Below are 19,515 nucleotides of genomic sequence, written 5' to 3'. Positions count from 1 at the left end.
TTGTCTATTTACAGTTTACAAAATTTCAAAAAATCTTGAAATCCATTAGGATGTAACCAAAAATATAAACACTCATTTTGTTCAAATTCCTCTTCTATTATCCCATAAAAAGCTCAATAGTTTTATATGGAAAGTGAAATACTAGTAATTGGAATCAATAAAAATGTATTGGACCCATTTATTTACATCAATTCCAATCCATTCTATAATGGATAGAAAATGAGGTGATTAGCTTGGCAATTGTGACAGTTGATTTTGATGGAACGCTCTATCAAGGAAATTCCTTTAAGGTAATGTTTCAAGTCGGAAAGAAAACATTTGGCCTCAAACAATGGAGTATCGTGTTTACGGGACTTGTAAAAGCAATAATTACTGGACTTGTAAAAGGAAAAAACGCTTTTCGTCTACAATTTTTTAAAGCTTTTGCAAATACATTTAAAGGCAAAACAGAACTAGAATTAGAAGAATTTTTCCAACAGCTAGTGAACATTGGAAAGGTCGATGTTCACCAAGGTCTTGTACGCCAAGTACGGGAGCATCAACAAAATGGGGACATGATTATTCTTCTCTCTGGGGCACTTAAACCCTTTTTAACTGCCTTCGCAAAAGAACTACAATTAGACGTACATATCCTTAGTACAGAATTATTGTTAGACCAAAATGGTGTATGTACGGGAGAAATTGGGACAATCATTAACGGCGAAGAAAAAGTTAAACAAGTACAGAAGTGGGTCACGAAAGAACTTGCTCAATCAGAGAAAGGCACGAATGAAATCTGGGCTTATGCCGATAGTGAGAGTGACATTCCATTATTGCATTTCGTTGAACATCCAATTGTTGTGAATCCTGACGAAGACATGAAAAAAATTGCTGAAGAAAACAAATGGCCCATCTTCGCTACATGACATTTTAACTTTTTTTTGCAATTTGTGCCCTTTTTTTAAAGTGGCGCTTTCTTTTCTTTTTTGTTTGTGTTATGCTTAACTCTGTTATTGTTGTTCGTAATATGATGAAGGCTAGTCGAAATACTTAAAGTAATTTTGTCTTGAATGAGTATGAGAACAAGGATAGTAAATATATCGTGCTTTAAAGCACTAGGAGGAAACACAATGAACACAGGTAAAGTAAAATGGTTTAACGCAGACAAAGGTTTCGGATTTATTGAAGTAGAAGGCGGAGACGATGTATTCGTTCACTTCTCAGCTATTCAAGGCGACGGTTTCAAAACTTTAGAAGAAGGTCAAACAGTGACTTTCGGTATTGAAGACGGTCAACGCGGACCTCAAGCTACTAACGTAGTTAAAGCGTAACTTTACAATATAAAGGTTCTTTCCCTCACGGGGAGAGCCTTTTTTATTTACTTTTTGTTCCAAAAAATACAGTGATCCTCCAACTAATAATAAAAGCAGGTGACATATATGATAGAAATTAAAACTTCCAAAGTAAGCGATGGTGAACATAATAGAGGTGTATTCGCTACAGAAAATATCAAAAAAGGCGAATTGATTCACCAAGCACCAGTTATCCCTTATCCAAACGATGAACATCAACATATAGAAAAAACAACTCTAGCAGACTATGCATTTGAATACGGAAAAAACCACACTGCTTTTCTGTTAGGTTACGGCATGTTATTTAATCACTCGTATACACCTAATGCTTCTTACCAAATCGATTTTGACAATCACGTGTTTAACTTCTATGCCTTCACCGACATTAAAGCAGGCGATGAAATATTAATCAATTACAATGGTGAAGAAGACAATAATTCACCATTATGGTTTAACGAAGAAGAAAATTAATATTGCTACTTAATAAACCCCTGTTAAGGACTTTGTTAGTTCAGTCCATTAACAGGGGTTTATTTTATGGCTAAGTTTGTAATAGTGGCCAGTTTTATGCAATTTTCTTCCTTGAATCAATAATTATTTCGTGTGAATGGACGATTAATTGGTTCGAACCTTCAATTATTCCATCTGAACCTTTAATTACTTTAATTAAACAGGAAATTAATTAGAAAGTCATCTGTAAAACTTAAAGGCTCATGGTTTTTATGCCCTTATTTCGTGAACAATCCATATTTTACCTTAAATCGTTGCATGATTTTGATCCAACCTGCACTAAATAACCAGAGGAAAAAGACGTTTGAAATTCCGTGTGCTAAATCAAAGTAAAAACTTGAGCTGTAATATAGTAAAATAGCTGGCCAATTAAATTCCTGGATAACCCCGACGACGAACCACAAGTTCATAATCCAGCCAAATGCTATCCCGACAACAAATCCATAGATGCAGCGTCCAAGCTTATTTTGCATTAGCCACGTCTTCCCGAGTAACCCTGCAGTTAAACCAATCATGCCCCATGCATACATTTGCCACGGGGTCCACGGTCCGTGTCCTAAAAATATGTTCGATACAATTGCTGCTAAAGTACCGACGACGAATCCGCTTTGTGGGCCAAGGACAATTGCTGCGGTAATAATGACAAACGTCGTTGGCTGAACACTTGGTATCGATGCGAATGGAATTCTACTAACCGCAGCAATGGCAGCTAAAATGGCCACCACTACAAGTTCTCTACTCATCACTTTTTTCCTGGCAAAGCTAATCATAAAGGGTAAAAAGGACCCAATCATAATCACCAAACTTAATGCCATATAATGCTTAGTATTCCATAACGGAAAACCGATTAGCAGAACAGAAATAAGGAGGACAATACCAATTAAGAACGGTTTTGTACGCGCCATGTACGTCTCGCCTCCTCCAACGTCACGACTGAAGGAACAGAACTATTTCGTGTGACTCGGTTCATCACCGTCGTATAGTAGGTGTTTTCATGAAAGAAATCCCTCGTCTTTTCCGTAACGGTTATTTCTCCTTGAAACAGCATGCTACATCTTGTCGCATAGGCAGCTGCAAACTCGATATCATGAGTGACCATTACGACTGTTAAGCCTTCCGTTACAAGCGTGGAGACGAGCTCACCAAAAGCTTTTTTTGATTCCGGATCAAGTCCTTTTGTTGGTTCATCAATCAGCAGGATAGCAGGTTCCACGAGTAAGGTACCGATTAATGCTGCCTTCTGAAGCTCCCCACCACTCAAGTCATACGGGTGTCGATCCTGCAAATGTTTCATATTGAATTTTTCCAACAGGTGTTGAATACGCTCCTCTGCATTTGCTATTCCATGATGCTCTGCAAGATGATCATATTCCTTTTTAATCGTGTCCTGGATGAAAAATAATTTAGGATTTTGCGGCAAGTAGCTCACCTTTTGCGCATCCCATTTTTTCACCTTTTTCCCTTTAAACCTCATCGTTCCATGCTGTGCTTTTAAAATGCCGCCAATGATTTTCAACAGGGTTGTTTTTCCTGTGCCATTTGCCCCAACAATTGCAAGCCACTCCCCGTCATAGATGGATAAGGATAAATTGTACAAGACTGGCGGTGAATTTTTTGTATATTGATAGTCCACTTCTCTAAGTTCCAGAATAGGTTGCTGCTCTGATTCTGATGTTTGGTCCTCCTCTTGTTGCTCAATACTTTCTGTTTGCAGCCATTGCCTCGTCTCTTTCACATTAAGCGGAATAGTCTCAGGCTCTGCATCTGGATGAAAGTCTAAATATAGTAAGGAAGAACTCGGTAAAAAGTTCCTCATCTTCTCGTGTGTTCCAAGCTTTCGGATCATTTCTCGAGGTGTTTTATCATGGATAATAGCACCGTTTTCTAGCATGACCACCCGATTGGCAATCGTAAACAGCTCTTCTAATCTGTGTTCTACAATAACAATAGTAATGCCAAATTCCTCATTTAGCCGCTGCAGCATATGGATAAATTCCTTTGCCGCAATAGGATCCAACTGAGAGGTTGGCTCGTCCAGCAACAAAATTTTCGGCTCCAGCAATAAGACAGATGCTAAATTGATCAGTTGCTTTTGTCCCCCAGATAGCTCATCTGTCTTTTTATCGAGTAAGTAATTAAGGCCGAAAAAGTTCACCATTTCCGCTACTTTTTTCCTCATCTGAGCTGTAGTAAAACCGATATTTTCCATCCCAAAAATTAGTTCTTCCATCACATTGTCCATCGCAATCTGGTTTTCTGGATCCTGAAAAACCATGCCGAGTTCTTTCGCTTTTACCATAGGTTCTAGCTCTTCCAGTGGCATTCCCTGAAAGGTAATCCTGCCCTCTAGCGTGCCATGAGGAGCAATTTCTGGCTTACACAAGCGGAGGAGTGTCGATTTTCCACTTCCAGACGGACCACAAAGGACGACAAATTCGCCCTGCTTCACTTGGAGATTGATATTCTGTAGTGCCTTTGCTGTTGTTTCTGGATAAGTAAAACTTAGCTGATGTGCCTGAAGTATCTCCACTTGATCATCTCCTTTCCTTCCGTCCAAATTGGAAATGCCAGAAATACAAACCATAGAATAAAATAAAACCACTCTCTACCTTGCAACAAGACTTGTTCTAAGATTGGGAGTAACGTTAATACGCCATCACCAAGCCACCAGCCAAAAGCTACGAAGCTACCAGTAGCAAGAAGAAACCCTAAAGATACCCAGTCTCGCTTTTTCATATAAAAAGGCTGATATTTACTCCGTTTACCAATACCATAACCACGAGCTGTCATAGAATCTGCCGTTTGAATGGATTCCTCCAAAGACCAGGTTAATAAAATTTGTAAAAACAGCATCCCATTCTTTGCTCTACTTCGAATTGGTCCACATTTCACCGATAAGCCTTTTACTTGCTGTACATCACCGATTTCAATCAATCTTTTTCGTAATAAGGGGACAAATCGCATAGAAAGCATGATCAAAAGTGCCCACTGGGGTAAAAATTTGGAGAAGAGAAACACAAATTTATCTGGAGTAATCACGATATTAAAAGTAAGAAAAAGGCTAATGATACATAAAAGTGTTAATGCAATCATCACCCCTTGTATGACACTCTCTAACATTACTTGCCTATCAAAAAAATAAAACAAAATATAATTGCCTCTATTATTAAAAAGAGGTGTCAATATAAGGGTAAGCACACTCATGATTGCGATCATCCAACCCCATTTTTTCAGCTGTTCTCCCCCATCAAGCATGAAATTAATGATGAGAATGGTAGCTGCAGCTAAACCCAGAAATATCGGGTGCTGATACAGCATAAGACCAGCTATGGCGAAAATATAATATAGTAATAGAATGATTGGATGAAAAGATCGAAATCCGCGTACCATAACCCTCAGCTCATTCCTCGGTATAATTAGTCGTGTAGCTCCATGTTATTTGTTGACCTTCATTAACTGGGTATACTCCCGCACTTCTGTCCAGCGATTTCCCATCTACTGACACTTCCCAGCCACTGAATGGCCCATGATCCATTTCATAAATGTTAGCAATCCCCTGTACATATGCTAACGAATTAGAACCAGTTACATCTATCTGAATATTTTTTTGCTTCGTAATTCTAGTCGTTACGTCTAACACTGTATCCCCAGGCTTCCATTCCACTTTTGTTGCTGAAAGGATGGTCCCTTTTACATCAGGTGCCACTATTGTAATTGTTACGGTTTGTTTTGGTTCAGTCGGTTTTTCTGGTTCTTCCTTCTCATTATTATCGGAATCCTCTGTTGTGTCATCCTTTTTATCAACACTATCTCCAACAGGAGGCTCCGCTTCATTCGTATCCTTTGGTTCAGAAGGTGCGTCATTGTTAGATTCAGCAGGTTCTTCCTGTTCTTCTTTTTCCGGTTGATCCGCTTCTGTTATTTTCTCTTCTTGGAAATTTATTTTATCGTCTTTTTTCTCTAACGTCATTTCTCTTTCTTCTACAAGACTCGCTAGATTTTTATCCTCTTCTTGCATTTGAGGATTGACTTCATCTTTTGCACAACCTACTGAAAGGAAAACAACGAAAATCAACATGATAGAAAATATAAAACGTTTCAATAGATCGCCCTCCCCTTTGTTTACAATGAATTGGGTAATCTATCAAAAGACAGATTACCCAATTTCAATTATGCAGCTCTTTTACGATTAATAAAGAATAATGCTCCACCTACAAATAATAACGCAAAACCAATTAACATCATATTTGTTGTGCTTGTAGCTGTATTTGGTAGTTTATTTTCATTTTCATCAGCTACTGGTTCAACTGGGCTAGGGTCAGACGTAAATTGATACACGGATCCACTACCATTAACAAAGTTTTGGTAAGCTTGTAGCGCTAGCATCGCTTGTTGTGTAGCTATTGCATCTGAACTTCCTTCTACCTGTTGAATAGACATTTCATTTGAACTTTCTTCTTCTAATAGATGGCTGAATCCACCATCAGCTTGCTTAAATTTTAATAGATGTTGCACAAGGTTTCCACCTGCTTTTGTAAAAGCATCACCTGTTGGATCAACCCCAACTGTAGAAAGTCCTATAATTACTTGAGCAACAGATTCACTAGAATCTCCACCATTAGAACCGGAAGAATAACCACCTGTTGCGTCTTGTGCTGTTGATAGGAATTGTACAGCACGATCAATTGCTGCTTGCACATTAGCTTGATCACTGTATGGAGCTAAGGAAGCCAATACCATACCTGTCATATCAGCACTTGGAGTATTACCCATAAGTGACCAACCGCCACCGTCTATTTCTTGAGCAAGAATAGAATCAATTAGTTGTGTTCTAAAGTCAGCTGGAGTCTCATATTGTCCACTATCAACTGCTAATAACGCATAAATTAACATATTAATAGATGGATTCTCTAAGTTTTTATGATTTACTAACTTATCTATTAAATCATAGCCTACTATGGAAGATGCATCTGATCCCACCGCTGATAATCCAATAATCACTTTCTCTAAATCAAATACACTACGGATATTCCCATCCACTTCTTTTACTTCTTCAATTACACTAGTTAAATAGGAAACAGGCATTTCTGCCCCAGCGTTCGCTAATCCCCATATCCACCATTCATTCCCATAAGTTAAGGAAACATTGTTTGATTCAATATAAGATAGAATATTAGTAATGTTCTCTTCCACAACAGAATCTGTGATTGGTTCCCCGGCAACAGGATCAACTGGTGTTTCAGGTTCACTATCCTCAGGAGGTAATAGCGTGCCGTCTGTAGTAAATTGGACGTGATCTCCTTCCGCTACTTCATATGAAATCGCTCCTACTTGTAGTTCAGTTCCATTTACTCCTAAATGCCACCAATCAGTTCCAAGGTCAACATTCCCAATATTATTTACAAAAGAAAAATAATCTGAATATACCGTAACTAGAACTTCTACACTATGTTCAGAAGCAGCCTGCATAAGTGCATCATATGATGTGGCTCCTGGAACCAATTTTACGACAGTTTCTGGTATAACTTCAGCACCTTCATTTGCAATTGCGGAAACAGTTACATTTAACTCCTCAACTGTTTGTGTCCAGTCAGTATAAACAAATAATAAGTTATCACCATTTGTGACCTGATAACTAGAAGAACCTAAATTGGAAGCTTTACCATTTACATAAAAAGCCCAAAAATTAGTTCCTTCCAATGTGGTACCATCAATACTTTTAATATCTTTTCCCCAATTAGTATCTTCTGCTATAACAGTTGTTACTTCATTTAATACATCAAATGCTGTATCACCTTCATCAATGCTAACAGCTGTCATAGGAAGAATATCATCTCCAGCTCCATCAACCACCGAGATAGTGACACCATTTTCAAGTGCTGCCGCATGACTAACCTCAGGCTGCAAAAATACTAGATTACTAACTACTAATAAAAAAATTGTAATTATAGCAGTAAGGCGTTGCATCATTGTTTTGTTCATCGTCTCTATTCCCCTCCTGTTTTTAAATCAAAAAAAATACACCCCTATATCAAGAGATGTGTACGTGTTCATAGTCAAGCTACATTATGTAATAACGCATAACGTATCCGTCCATGTACACCTCCCTATCCGCGTAGGTCGAATGGCGTAAAAAATAGGCAGGTCTCCTGGCTAATGGTCATTGCTTTCTATCACCTTCCCATCTTTTGACAGTGGTATTTTAATAGAAAACTCCCATATACAGTGGCGGGACCGCGCCGGAATTTCACCGGACTTCCCTTTTAATGATTTACTACAAAATTCGAGCAAATCAAACCTATTTTTCCGTATTCAGTTATCTTTAGCATAGATAAGTATTTTAGAATTGTCAATTAGTAGTTAGCTTTCGCCTGAAATAATACAAGTTTTGCCTAACAATCTGAAATTCTATTTTAAATCAACGCTGTTTGATTTAAGAGAGTGATAGCCATAAAGCCATCATCAGAACATTTCATATCACTTAGGTTATCCTACCTTAGGAAATTAAGTGTAAATATATTTCAACTGTATTCCGCTCCAATCAATTAGTACTCGGATTTAAAAAACTAATACAGGTACAAAGCACATGTTCAGCGAAGGAAATACACGTTGAACCCACAGCCAACGTTCTTTGCGAGTGAGCAGGTTCAGCGCGAGCCCTAAGGTGCGCATAGTGTATTTCTGTAGCGGCGGCGATGAACACACGTTAAGTGAAGTGGCAGTTTCTATCAATAGCAACGATCTATAAAAAAGAAAAAGCCCTACAAGCTGACGAACAACTTCTAGGGCAAATAAAATTAGTTTTCTTGTACTTCCTTACGGTTTTTCTTAAATAACTTCGATAAAGATTCATATACAATTGGAACAACTATTAATGTTAATAACGTCGAGCTCGCTAGACCACCGATTACAGTAATGGCTAAGCCTTTAGAAATCAAACCACCACCACCTGAGCCAATTGCTAATGGAACCAACGCACCCATCGTCGCAATAGCAGTCATTAAAATCGGACGTAGACGGGTTGCACCAGCTTCTAGAATCGCATCACGCATTCCCATACCATCGCGCTCTGTATGAATGATACGATCTACGAGTACAATGGCATTCGTGACAACGATACCAATTAACATTAGGAGCCCCATCATTACCGATACGGAAATTGTTTCACCTGCAAGGAATAAGCCAACAAAGGAACCGATTACCGCAAATGGTAAGGAGAACAGAATCGCAAATGGTGCCAAACCTTCCCCAAATGTTACCACGAGGATAAAGTATACAATTCCAATTGCCGCAAGCATTGCTACACCAAGCTGTGTAAATGTTTCTTCCATATCTGCAGCTACACCAGCAACACTAACAGTAACACCTTTTGGTAAATCTAGTTGTTCAATAACTTCATCAACTTCAGAAGTTGCTTTCGCAATATCATCACCTAAAATAGTTCCGGAAACTGTTGCGTGGTATTCTCCTTTACTACGTGCAAGAGTATTTAACGTTGTTCCTTCCTCCACTGTAACCAGTTCGGAAAGGGCCATCGTAGTACCTAGTGCTGTAGGGATTTCTGTCGCTAACATTTCCTCTATTGATTTAGGTTGTTCTGCTTGTTCTTGCTGAACAATAACTTCTATTGTATCTCCGTCTTTTTCAACAGTTGTTAATACTTCTTTCGTGTTATCCGGTCTTAACATCATGACAATTTGACCAGCTGTTAATCCGTATTGTAGTAATTCATCCTGTTCCACGTTGAATGTATATTCTACAAAGGCTTCTTCTGTACTAGAAGATACATCTTCCAAGCCTTCTTGCTCATTCAACGCACTTTCAACCATTGTAACAGCTTCATTCAGATCATCTAAATCTTCACTGTAGAATGTATAACTTAGTTCGTCTGTAGCCATGGACATACTTGTAAAGTTTTGACTCTTCCACTCACCAGACTGACCGATATTGAACACATACTCTTCTATTTCTTCGCGAGCTTCTGGGAAGTTCTCCATTTCTGGATCAAAGATGAGGTACATTAAAGCACCGTCTCCGCCGCCACCCATCATCGCTGTCATTGGGTCGCCACCTTCCATAACAGAAAGCTGCACAATATCTATATCCTCATGTTTTAATAATTCATCTTCTACCTCTGAAACATTGGCTAACGTTTCTTCCATTAGCTCTCCTGCTTCTGGTGTATAGGTTAAATACATTACTTTCTCTTCTTCACTACCTAAAAAGCTAAACCCGATTAGTGGAGTGAGCGCTATGCTTCCCGCTAAAAGAACAACAGAAAGAATGGAAGTAATAATTTTGTGGTTCAATACCCATTCCAAAATACCTTTGTACCAGTTTGCTAGTTTACCAACTTCTTTATGACCACTTTCTGTCTTCTCGCTATACAGCTTTTTCTTAAATAAGAAGTGGGAAAGTGCAGGAACGATCGTGATTGCTACTAGTAAGGAAGCTCCAAGTGCAAACGACATCGTTAAAGCAAATGGCATGAACAACTCACCTACCATACCACCCACAAATATAAGTGGAGCGAAAACCGCAACTGTTACTAATGTCGAGGACAAAATAGGCTTGAACATTTCAATTGTTGATTCACGTACAAGTGCACGGCCGGTTAATTTTTCTCCTTTTAAATGGAGACGTCGATATATGTTTTCGACAACAACGATGGAGTCATCGATTACACGACCAATTGCAACCGTTATCGCACCAAGTGTCATAATATTTAATGTAATATCTAACCAGTTTAGAATGAGTAATGCCATAAAGATGGAAACTGGAATAGATACAATTGATATAATAGTAGATTTAAAGTCACGTAAAAATAAAAGAATAATCAACACGGCAATTAATCCACCGAATAAAGCTTTTTCTACCATCGTCGTTACAGACTTTTCAATTGGTGCACCTTGGTCAAGAGATACATCAATCACAAGACCTTCCGTATTAGCCTTTTCTTCTTCAATTAATTCCTTTACATCGTTTACAACCGTTACGGTATTAGCTTGTTGTGCTTTTACAATTTGTATGGCAATCGCATCATCACCGTTTGTACGGGATACAGATTGTACTTTACCAACTACTTCAATTGAAGCGATATCGCTAAGCTTCACGAATGGAGTTGGATTTGTTTCCGTTGGTGTAACCGGAATCAGCATTTCCTTTAACTCATCAGCAGTCATGAACTTACCGTCCACTGCTACTGCTTGTTCACCTTCTTCAAACTCGTAAAGACCTAATGAAATAGCTAAGTCACTAGCTTGAATCATTTGTTTTACATCATCTTCCGTTATATCAAGTTCGGCCATTTTAGCTTCATCATAAGTAAGCTCTACTTCTTCAATGTGCTGCCCTGTAATGGTTGCAGAGGCAACCCCATCTATTTTCTCTATTTTTGGAAGAATGATGTCCTCTACAGTAGAGGTCAATTCCACAATGTCTTCTGTTGTACTACTTATACTTAAAGCAGCAACCGGCATCATGTTCATACTGATCGCAGTAATCGATGGATCTTGTGCCCCATCTGGTAACGTTACTGCGGCTAAAGCAGATTCTAATGCGCGTTTTGCCTCGTCCATGTCTATACCATAATCGTATTCCACTTGAAGGCTTGCCATGTTGGAATATGAATTAGAATAAACAGATTTCACATTTTCCAGGTTTTCTACTGCTTTCTCTAACGGTATGGAAACATCCTCCATTACCTGTTCAGGTGTCGCACCAGGATACACGTCCATAATCATTAAATATGGAATCGAAACATCAGGTATCGTTTCCATTTTCATGCGCATTCCTGAATAAATACCAGAAACTGTTATAATAATTGTAAGTAACCAAACTGCTAGCTTGTTTTTCAAAACAAAGTTGACTAAAGCTTTCACCGTTACACCTACCCTAAATTGACTTATAAGACTCAATTACTTATAATAATGACTAAGTGGTCATTTGTCAATAATCTAGGAGCGATAAGATAATATGATGAAAAAACAATTAATTATGGAAAAGGCGTTAGAACTATTTGCAGAACAAGGTTTTGAAGCTACTTCCGTTAAACAAATTACCGATATTTGTGGTATATCAAAAGGAGCATTCTACTTATCTTTCAAGTCAAAAGACGAATTGATTTTAGCTTTGATTGACCATTTCATGGAGCAAATCACTTCAAACATTGACTATGTGGTCACCAACTCAAACGATGAAAGCGTTTTACATGCCTTTTATTACGAAATTTTCACTTCTTTTCACAAGCATTCCGATTTCGCCAAATTACTGATGAAAGAGCAAACCCAATCATTTAATGATGTATTTCTTATTAAAATGCGTTATTACGATCAGTTAATGGACAAAACGATTCTTAATATGATTGAGCGCTTATATGGTGAAAACGTAGAGAAAACAAAATATGATTTGATCTTTTGTGTTAAAGGCTTAATGCACGTATACTCCACATTGTTTTTATTTAACAATGTACCGTTAGATGTGAATGTGCTCGCTAAAACTCTAGTAGAAAAAACTAATTTATTAGCTCAACACACAAACACCCCTTTCATTTCTAAAGAATTAATGGAAACATTCGGGCAACCAATGAGTGAAGAAATGTCTGCTGACCAATTGATTGATGTAATCAATCAAAAAATAGAGGAAATGGAAGAATCGATTGAAAAAGAATCATTAACTTTACTGAAACAAGAGCTCATAGAACCTACATTGGGACAAGCAATTGTCAAAGGATTGATTGAAAACATACGGAATCATCCTCACTGTAAGTGGATTGCTTTTTTACTTCGTAATCACTTTAAGGTTTAACTTCAAAGAACAGAACAGTTTCGGACTACTGTTCTGTTCTTTTTTTCATCAATAAATCTCTCCTTTTTAATTGTTCTCTTAGAGGAGGAATTTTCTGATAATTATGGAAATAATTATAGTAAACTATTACTTTTGGAGGTTATGTAAATGCCTATTATTCGTACCCCGGAAGAACGGTTTCACAATCTTCCTGATTATTCATTTCAGTCAAATTTTGTAGAAATAAATGGTGCTCGTATCCACTATGTCGATGAAGGAAAAGGAGAAGTCATTCTTTGTCTTCACGGGGAGCCGACTTGGTCCTATTTGTATCGCCACATGATTCCCCCGTTGTCCAAGAAATTTCGAGTAATTGCACCAGATTTTATTGGGTTTGGCCGATCGGATAAATATACAGAGCGTGAGGAATATTCCTTTGACATGCATATGAATACCTTGAAATCCTTTATCGATTCATTAAATCTTAATCAAATCACTATTGTCGTTCAAGATTGGGGAGGTTTAATCGGCCTAGGAGTGCTAGCTGATATGCCAGATCGTTTTTCTAGGCTTGTAATTATGAACACTGGTTTACCTACAGGTGAGGGTGTACCGTCTAAAGGATTTCAAGTGTGGCGTAAATATGTGGAACGTACAGATGATTTGCCGATTGGAAAGTTAATTCAACGTAGCTTAGCCCCTGGAAATAATTTGTCTGACGATGTTTTATCCGCCTATGAAGCCCCCTTCCCAACTAGTGAATATAAAGCTGGTGCACAAGTTTGGCCCCTTCTCGTCCCAATGAATGTGGATGATCCTGGTGCTGCACAGATGAGAAAAGCAAAGGAAGTTCTCAAAAAATGGGAAAAACCTGCATTTGTTGCTTTTTCTGATTCAGACCCTATTACCCGGGGTGGAGATTACTTTTTCCGAAAAATTATTCCATCCGCAAGAAAAGAGCCGGAAGTTACTATTAAAGGTGCTGGTCACTTTTTACAAGAAGAAAAAGGCAGTGAAATCGCAGAACACATTATCGCCTTTGCCGATCGTAATCCAATCTAAAAGTTGTCCCCTTTTTTAAAAAAAGGGGATTTTTTTGTATGTAAAACCATAACAATTGTACATAGAAATTAATATTCTGTTTTCCTAATGGAGGTGTTGGCATTGATTCATATCGTTAAACCAGGTGAAACGCTTGCCCAAATTTCAAAAGACTACCGTACAGAACTATCTTCCATTATTCAATCCAATCCTAACGTCAATCCCGATGCAATCTACCCTGGACAATCGATTGTCATTCCAGGCTACCCATCCCCTCAAACCATTCCGTATGTTCTTGATGTGTCCATTAACAATCGGTTACTGAAACTTTTCAAAAATACTGTCCTACAAAAACAATATCCAATTGCTGTTGGGAGGATGCTGCATGCAACACCAGTAGGTGATTTTATCATTATTAACAAAGCACCAAATCCAGGTGGACCATACGGAACAATGTGGATGAGCTTATCGAAACAACATTACGGCATTCATGGAACGAATGACCCTAGCTCTATTGGAAAAGCAGTATCAAAAGGCTGTATTCGCATGCACAACAAAGATATTGAAGAATTGGCTACTATAATTCCAATTGGGACTAGAGTTTCCATTCATCCATGAAAAGGGAAAACGAAAGGGCAGAACGCCTTTAACACTTGCATTCTGCCCTTTATATCACGTACCACAAAACGTCCGGTAAGGTTGGTCTGTTTTTGGAGGTAAATCTGTGTATTCCTCTTGATCTGATGAGTACGCATAAGGATTAGACAGCACATGAAGAAGTTTCTCCATAACCGTGTAATCTTCTTTTTTTACTGCAGCTTCTAATGCCTCTTCCACCCGGTGGTTTCGAGGTATTATGGACGGATTACTTTTCTTCATTAATTGTTCTGAGTCTGCTACCGTTTCCTTTTGTCTACTTAGTCTAGATTTCCATCGGTCATGCCATTCCTTAAACTCTTCAGAATTACAAAATTCCATGTCATTAAGCTGACCAAGTGTTAATGCACGGAACGTATTTGTAAAGTCTGCATCGTTCTTTTTCATCATATCGAAAAGATTATTCGCTAACATTTCATCCTCTTGCTCCTCATTAAAAATGCCAAGTTTTTTCCTCATGCCATTTAGCCAATGTTTTTTATACATTTCAGGAAACTTCGTAATTTCTTCCTGTGCCAAATCGACTGCTTTTTCCTGATTATCATGCAACAATGGTAATAACGTTTCCGCAAATCGTGTTAGATTCCAGGCAGCAATCGGGGGTTGATTTGCATAAGCGTATCGTCCATTCCTATCAATAGAGCTAAATACTGTAGCAGGGTCATACTCATTCATAAAGGCGACTGGACCATAATCAATCGTTTCTCCACTAATAGCCATATTATCCGTATTCATTACTCCATGGATCATGCCAACTAGCTGCCATTTTGCAATTAAAGAAGCCTGCCGCTTCATAACTTCTTGCAGGAAGGAAAGGTACATATCTTTACTAGTCTCTATCTCTGGATAATGTCGTTTAATCGTATAGTCAGCAAGCTCCTTAAGCTCCTCTACATCACAAAAGTTTGCAGCATATTGAAATGTTCCAACCCTTATATGACTAGCGGCAACACGAACCAAAACAGCACCGGGGAGTACCGTTTCTCGCATGACTGGCTCCCCTGTCTTTACTACTGCCAAACTACGAGTCGTTGGAATCCCAAGTCCATGCATCGCTTCGCTTATGATGTATTCCCTCAGCATCGGACCAAGTGTGGCGCGACCATCGCCACCACGGGAGTATGGTGTTCTACCCGATCCCTTTAGTTGAATATCGAACCTTTCGCCTGTGGGAGTAATTTGCTCACCAAGCAACACAGCACGGCCGTCCCCCAACATAGTAAAATGGCCAAATTGATGACCAGCGTATGCTTGGGCAATTGGTTCTGCCCCTTCCGGAATTTCATTTCCCGCAAATAGTCTAATTCCTTCTGATTGTTTGAATTGCTCTGGGTCTAACCCTAAGGATGTTGCTAAATCCTCATTAAAAATACTTATCGTTGGTGAACTTACAGGTGTTGGTTTTTGGCTACTAAAAAATGTATGAGGTAAATCTGTATAACTGTTGTCAAAGTTCCATGTTTTTTCTGTATTCTTTGTCATTATATCTCCTTCTTTTTGTTGACCTTTTTCAGACCTATTTATAGTTTCTTCTTTTGCATATGAATTATCCTTACTTTAAAGCTACTGAAATAGATATACTAATTCCCACTCAACATTAATACACTTGCTTAAACTTAATAATACCATTCACTTCTTTCCTCTTCGCTTTACCGATTGACTCTAAATAAAGCAACCTTGTTAAAGAAGCCATAAATGCACTAAAATTTAAAATGATATTTAAGGTACCATACATTTCTTTACATAATTGTTCTGCAGTTTTCCATTCATTATTAATTGCTTCTAATACTTCAGCTAATCGTTGTTCATGTCGTTCTTTTAAGTTCTCTATTCTTTCCTGTAAGTTTTCAATTATTTCACCGTGACCGGGTAAAGCAAGTTCAATAGGATATGTAGTTAATTCGTTCAAAGATGAAAAGTAGTTACCTAATGGATTCCCTTCTTCTCCTGACCATAATCCAATCACTGGAGAAATATGTTTGAGTATGTGGTCACCGATTAATATCAGTCTTTGCTCCTTATTGTAAAAGCAAAAATGATCAGGTGCATGACCAGGTGTCCAAATGGCTTCATAAAAGTCTTCACCAAGCTTCAACTTATCACCTTTTGTAAATAATCCATCTGGTTCAAAGTCATAAATAAAAGAAGCATCTTTCCCCTTCTTGGTGATCTCTGGGCCTCCGTGAGAAAGTACTAGGGTTTTCCGTTTTTCTCTTACATCTGTATCACGGAACTTTCGCATTTCGTGGTAACCTAAATCGGAAACATATACGGGTACCCCAACATCCTCTTTAAACCATCTCGCCAATCCAATATGATCCTCATGAGTATGTGTCAATACAACTTTTTCCACAACAAGTCCATCTGCCAACACTTTTTCCCATGATTCTTTTGCCTCTTTTGAGTTTGTACCCGTATCAATAACGGTATATCCTTTATCTCCTTTAATCAAATAACAATTAGCTTCCTTCATACCTGTAGGAAAATGAACGATTAATTTATAAATATTCTCCGTAATTTTTACTAGCATGAAAATACCCCCGTGATAATTATTCACCGATCTGTTATGTGATTAAGTGTATCTTTAGTTGTGATAAATGCAAGGCAGACACTTTTTCTATTCTAAATAAGAAAGAGGCATTAGAAAAACTAATGCCTCCAGTCTAATTGCTTAATGATCACGGTTAACAATATAATTCAATATTTGCTTAAGAAAAGTAGTATTGCGTGGCACATCTTGTAATGCTTCCACTGCAGAACAATAATGATCCCACATTGCTTTTTTCGCTTCTTGTATACCTAATACTGTTACAAAAGTTGAACTGTTGTTTTTCGCGTCATTTCCAACCGATTTACCAAGTAGGTCCTCTATTCCTTCCACATCAAGTAAATCGTCCTTTATTTGAAAAGCAATTCCAGTGTGATAGGCAAATCGTTTGAGTGCTTCTATTTCCAATTCTTTTGCCTGGGCAAGAATTGCGGGCATAATAAGAGCAGCTTCAAATCCTATACCAGTTTTATAAAAACTCATCATATTTAATTGATCGAGTGTCAGTTGTTTACCTTTTGAACCCAAATCTATAGCCTGACCTTTACACATATCTTGCGTCTTTTTAGCCGAATAAGAAATTAAGCGGAGGACCGTTTTCGCATCGAACTGATTTTGGTCGAGATTGGCTTGTTCTTCCGTAGCCTTTTGAGTAAGAAAAAGACCTGTTAGTTCCGCTGTAGCAACATTGTATACTTGATGTACCGTTTTACGACCTCTTCGAATGGATGCGTTGTCATGGGATGGCAAATCATCAAAAATAAGGGATGCTGTATGCATATATTCCAATGACTTTAAAACAGGTAAAATGGCTGAACTTTTTAATCCATAAGCATTCACAGCCATTACCCAAGTCATTATTGGCCGCAGCCGTTTCCCATCACCCTCCAGACTATAATTTGCAGCATCAATTATTGGTTGATTCAATAAAGCAGATTTATTATGTTCCTTAATTTTTAAGATACGGTTAATTTGGATACGTACAGTTTCAACTGTATTAATAAAGTCTTCTTTTTCCTTTTCATTCTTTTTCAGAGTTGTCATCATATGATCACGAAGAAGTTTATCAAAGAAATCAACATCATCCGCTTTTCGTACCATCTTTTGGACAAGTTGATTAAATTTTGGGTATCCGGAGAAGAAAAGATCCATCACTTCATTGTACTTTTTCGTTCCCATTTTTTCTTTAAATCGTTTCAGACCGTTTATTGCGCGATTCAAAATCACCTCACGGGCCAAACGATCTGATTGGTACACATGATGAATTAAATTAGCAACAACCGTCCAATATAAGGCAAAAGGATTGATAAGATCCGGGCGTTCCTTATGATATTTCATGTAATACGTATATGGTGTTACCGAACCATCCTTTAGATCATCAAACATATCTGCGAAATCGTCTGCTAACTGATTGTAAATGCCATAAAAAAAGGTTCGGTTGTTAAAGCCTTCATCAAGGGGTGCACTAATTAATGTACGGGCAATTAATCGTGAAGATGATGATTTCAAAATGACTGGTATATAAAGCTCTTCATTCGTATAATTTGGATTGGATAAGTCCTTATTACGGTCCACTTCCTGAGACTGAAAAAACACATATGCTTGCTCAAAAAATAAATGGATTGTATCTGGTCGCTGATGGGACTTAATATAATCAAACGCCTCTCTCAATTCTGAATGAATGTATTGGATTAAATCCTTATTTTCATGAGCCCAATTACCCAATTCCGGTACCGATCCAGTAATTAATGTGGTGCGGATCAAATCAGCATATTGTTTTTCCTCTTTTGCTGATAAAATTTGAGCATCTAAAAGATCGTCAATAAATGGATAAGTCAAACCATAAGAATAGCCTAGTCTAATAGCTTCATCTAGCCTCTTCGCACGTTCCTCCGCTGATATCCCCTCGTCCATCTCTTCTACTTCATGCATAATTACTCCAGCAATAATTTTGATTAGCTTTCGTTTTGCTTGCTCTGCATCCATCCCCTTTGGAATATTATTGGAGACATTAGCTAGTTTTTCTAACAACCAAATCATAGTTGATTCAATATGTTCCTTTTGGGCAATACGGTATAACCCGGGCAAACTAAAAGGTTCAGCAATTCCTTTATCAGCTGTAGTTGAATCAACAAGATACTTTTTTAACCCTTCCACTACATTCTGGATCCTAGTCTTCGTTTCCTTCGCATGCAAGGCCCTTCCTAAATCGCGCATAAAAATATACATAATACTGCGATTGAGGTAATTATCTAGCTTACCTGTGTAATCCAACCACTTTATATAAGGATAATATCCTTGGGAACTAGAACTGCCTTTGCGACTATTAAAAAACGAAAAAATGGAATGATGATGAATATGCTTTTGTTTCCAGGACTGCAGATCTTTTGTAATGGTGGCGCTAAAAGTCTTTTGCGACAGTTGCTCATTCAAGGATTCAAAGTATTTTTTCGCCCTTTTTTCCGCAAACTGATAGCATATATCGGCATTTTCCACTAAATCCTTACTCATATTCATAAACCCCACCTATTCTGTCATAAACCTTACCAATATTCATATTAATAGCAGATCATTTTTATTTAATTTCTATAAAAATATATTTTATCTAAGCAAAATTCACCACTTCTTTATAGGAGAAAAAGG

15 protein-coding genes and 1 riboswitch are annotated in these 19,515 nt (G+C 37.9%); of the genes, 6 read left to right on the top strand and 9 right to left on the bottom strand.

Features of this window, described 5'->3' with window-relative positions; translation table 11 throughout:
- Positions 1 to 242 precede the first annotated feature (242 nt).
- From HNQ94_RS08085 to HNQ94_RS08075, 3 genes are all read left to right on the top strand, one after another.
- Entirely contained in the window at positions 243 to 905 is a 663-nt protein-coding gene (locus HNQ94_RS08085; protein WP_246199968.1) for an HAD family hydrolase, read from the top strand.
- A gap of 204 nt (positions 906 to 1,109) precedes the next feature.
- Positions 1,110 to 1,310: a cold-shock protein gene (locus HNQ94_RS08080; RefSeq protein WP_174495689.1), complete on the top strand. Its 201-nt coding sequence runs from the start codon at positions 1,110 to 1,112 to the stop codon at positions 1,308 to 1,310.
- Positions 1,311 to 1,418: 108 nt separating this feature from the next.
- Positions 1,419 to 1,802, top strand: a complete 384-nt coding sequence (locus HNQ94_RS08075; protein WP_174495690.1) for an SET domain-containing protein — start codon at positions 1,419 to 1,421, stop codon at positions 1,800 to 1,802.
- 257 nt (positions 1,803 to 2,059) lie between these two features.
- On the opposite strand, the gene HNQ94_RS08070 is transcribed toward HNQ94_RS08075, so the two are convergent.
- From HNQ94_RS08070 to HNQ94_RS08045, 6 genes are all read right to left on the bottom strand, one after another.
- On the bottom strand, positions 2,060 to 2,746 hold the full coding sequence (locus HNQ94_RS08070; RefSeq protein WP_174495691.1) for an ECF transporter S component: 687 nt from the start codon (positions 2,744 to 2,746) through the stop codon (positions 2,060 to 2,062).
- Entirely contained in the window at positions 2,722 to 4,371 is a 1,650-nt protein-coding gene (locus tag HNQ94_RS08065) for an ABC transporter ATP-binding protein (RefSeq protein WP_174495692.1), read from the bottom strand. Before HNQ94_RS08065 ends, HNQ94_RS08070 begins: the two co-directional genes overlap by 25 nt.
- Positions 4,344 to 5,231 carry an energy-coupling factor transporter transmembrane component T gene (locus HNQ94_RS08060; RefSeq protein ID WP_174495693.1) on the bottom strand — a complete coding sequence of 296 codons (888 nt, stop codon included), beginning with the start codon at positions 5,229 to 5,231 and terminating at the stop codon, positions 4,344 to 4,346. Before HNQ94_RS08060 ends, HNQ94_RS08065 begins: the two co-directional genes overlap by 28 nt.
- 10 nt (positions 5,232 to 5,241) lie before the next feature.
- Positions 5,242 to 5,943 carry a DUF4430 domain-containing protein gene (locus tag HNQ94_RS08055; protein ID WP_174495694.1) on the bottom strand — a complete coding sequence of 234 codons (702 nt, stop codon included), beginning with the start codon at positions 5,941 to 5,943 and terminating at the stop codon, positions 5,242 to 5,244.
- 68 nt (positions 5,944 to 6,011) lie between these two features.
- Complete coding sequence (locus tag HNQ94_RS08050) at positions 6,012 to 7,823, bottom strand: DUF4430 domain-containing protein (RefSeq protein ID WP_174495695.1); 1,812 nt, start codon at positions 7,821 to 7,823, stop codon at positions 6,012 to 6,014.
- Between the two features lie 140 nt (positions 7,824 to 7,963).
- A riboswitch (cobalamin riboswitch) is annotated at positions 7,964 to 8,158 on the bottom strand.
- Positions 8,159 to 8,638: 480 nt separating this feature from the next.
- Entirely contained in the window at positions 8,639 to 11,722 is a 3,084-nt protein-coding gene (locus tag HNQ94_RS08045; protein WP_174495696.1) for an efflux RND transporter permease subunit, read from the bottom strand.
- A gap of 94 nt (positions 11,723 to 11,816) precedes the next feature.
- Between HNQ94_RS08045 and HNQ94_RS08040 the strand changes: the two genes are divergently transcribed.
- The 3 genes from HNQ94_RS08040 to HNQ94_RS08030 all read left to right on the top strand — a co-directional run bounded on the left by HNQ94_RS08040 (position 11,817) and on the right by HNQ94_RS08030 (position 14,285).
- Positions 11,817 to 12,647: a TetR/AcrR family transcriptional regulator gene (locus HNQ94_RS08040; protein WP_174495697.1), complete on the top strand. Its 831-nt coding sequence runs from the start codon at positions 11,817 to 11,819 to the stop codon at positions 12,645 to 12,647.
- 147 nt (positions 12,648 to 12,794) lie between these two features.
- Positions 12,795 to 13,688: a haloalkane dehalogenase gene (locus tag HNQ94_RS08035; RefSeq protein WP_174495698.1), complete on the top strand. Its 894-nt coding sequence runs from the start codon at positions 12,795 to 12,797 to the stop codon at positions 13,686 to 13,688.
- Between the two features lie 102 nt (positions 13,689 to 13,790).
- The gene (locus HNQ94_RS08030; RefSeq protein ID WP_246199961.1) at positions 13,791 to 14,285 is read left to right on the top strand and encodes a L,D-transpeptidase family protein; all 495 of its coding nucleotides are present in this window, start codon (positions 13,791 to 13,793) and stop codon (positions 14,283 to 14,285) included.
- A 54-nt stretch (positions 14,286 to 14,339) separates the two neighbouring features.
- Here HNQ94_RS08030 and HNQ94_RS08025 read toward each other — a convergent pair whose 3' ends face one another.
- The 3 genes from HNQ94_RS08025 to HNQ94_RS08015 form a co-directional block, all read right to left on the bottom strand.
- Positions 14,340 to 15,806, bottom strand: coding sequence for a protein adenylyltransferase SelO (locus HNQ94_RS08025; RefSeq protein ID WP_174495700.1), 1,467 nt, complete (start codon positions 15,804 to 15,806; stop codon positions 14,340 to 14,342).
- A gap of 115 nt (positions 15,807 to 15,921) precedes the next feature.
- A complete protein-coding gene (locus HNQ94_RS08020) occupies positions 15,922 to 16,854 on the bottom strand; it encodes an MBL fold metallo-hydrolase (protein WP_174495701.1) in 933 nt (310 codons plus the stop codon).
- Positions 16,855 to 16,995: 141 nt separating this feature from the next.
- Positions 16,996 to 19,383, bottom strand: coding sequence for a polyprenyl synthetase family protein (locus tag HNQ94_RS08015; protein WP_174495894.1), 2,388 nt, complete (start codon positions 19,381 to 19,383; stop codon positions 16,996 to 16,998).
- Between the last annotated feature and the right edge of the window lie 132 nt (positions 19,384 to 19,515).

The sequence above is a fragment of the Salirhabdus euzebyi genome, from assembly GCF_014207435.1.
GTDB classification, from domain to species: Bacteria; Bacillota; Bacilli; order Bacillales; family Alkalibacillaceae; genus Salirhabdus; species Salirhabdus euzebyi.
This window is presented reverse-complemented; position numbering and strand designations above follow the sequence as displayed.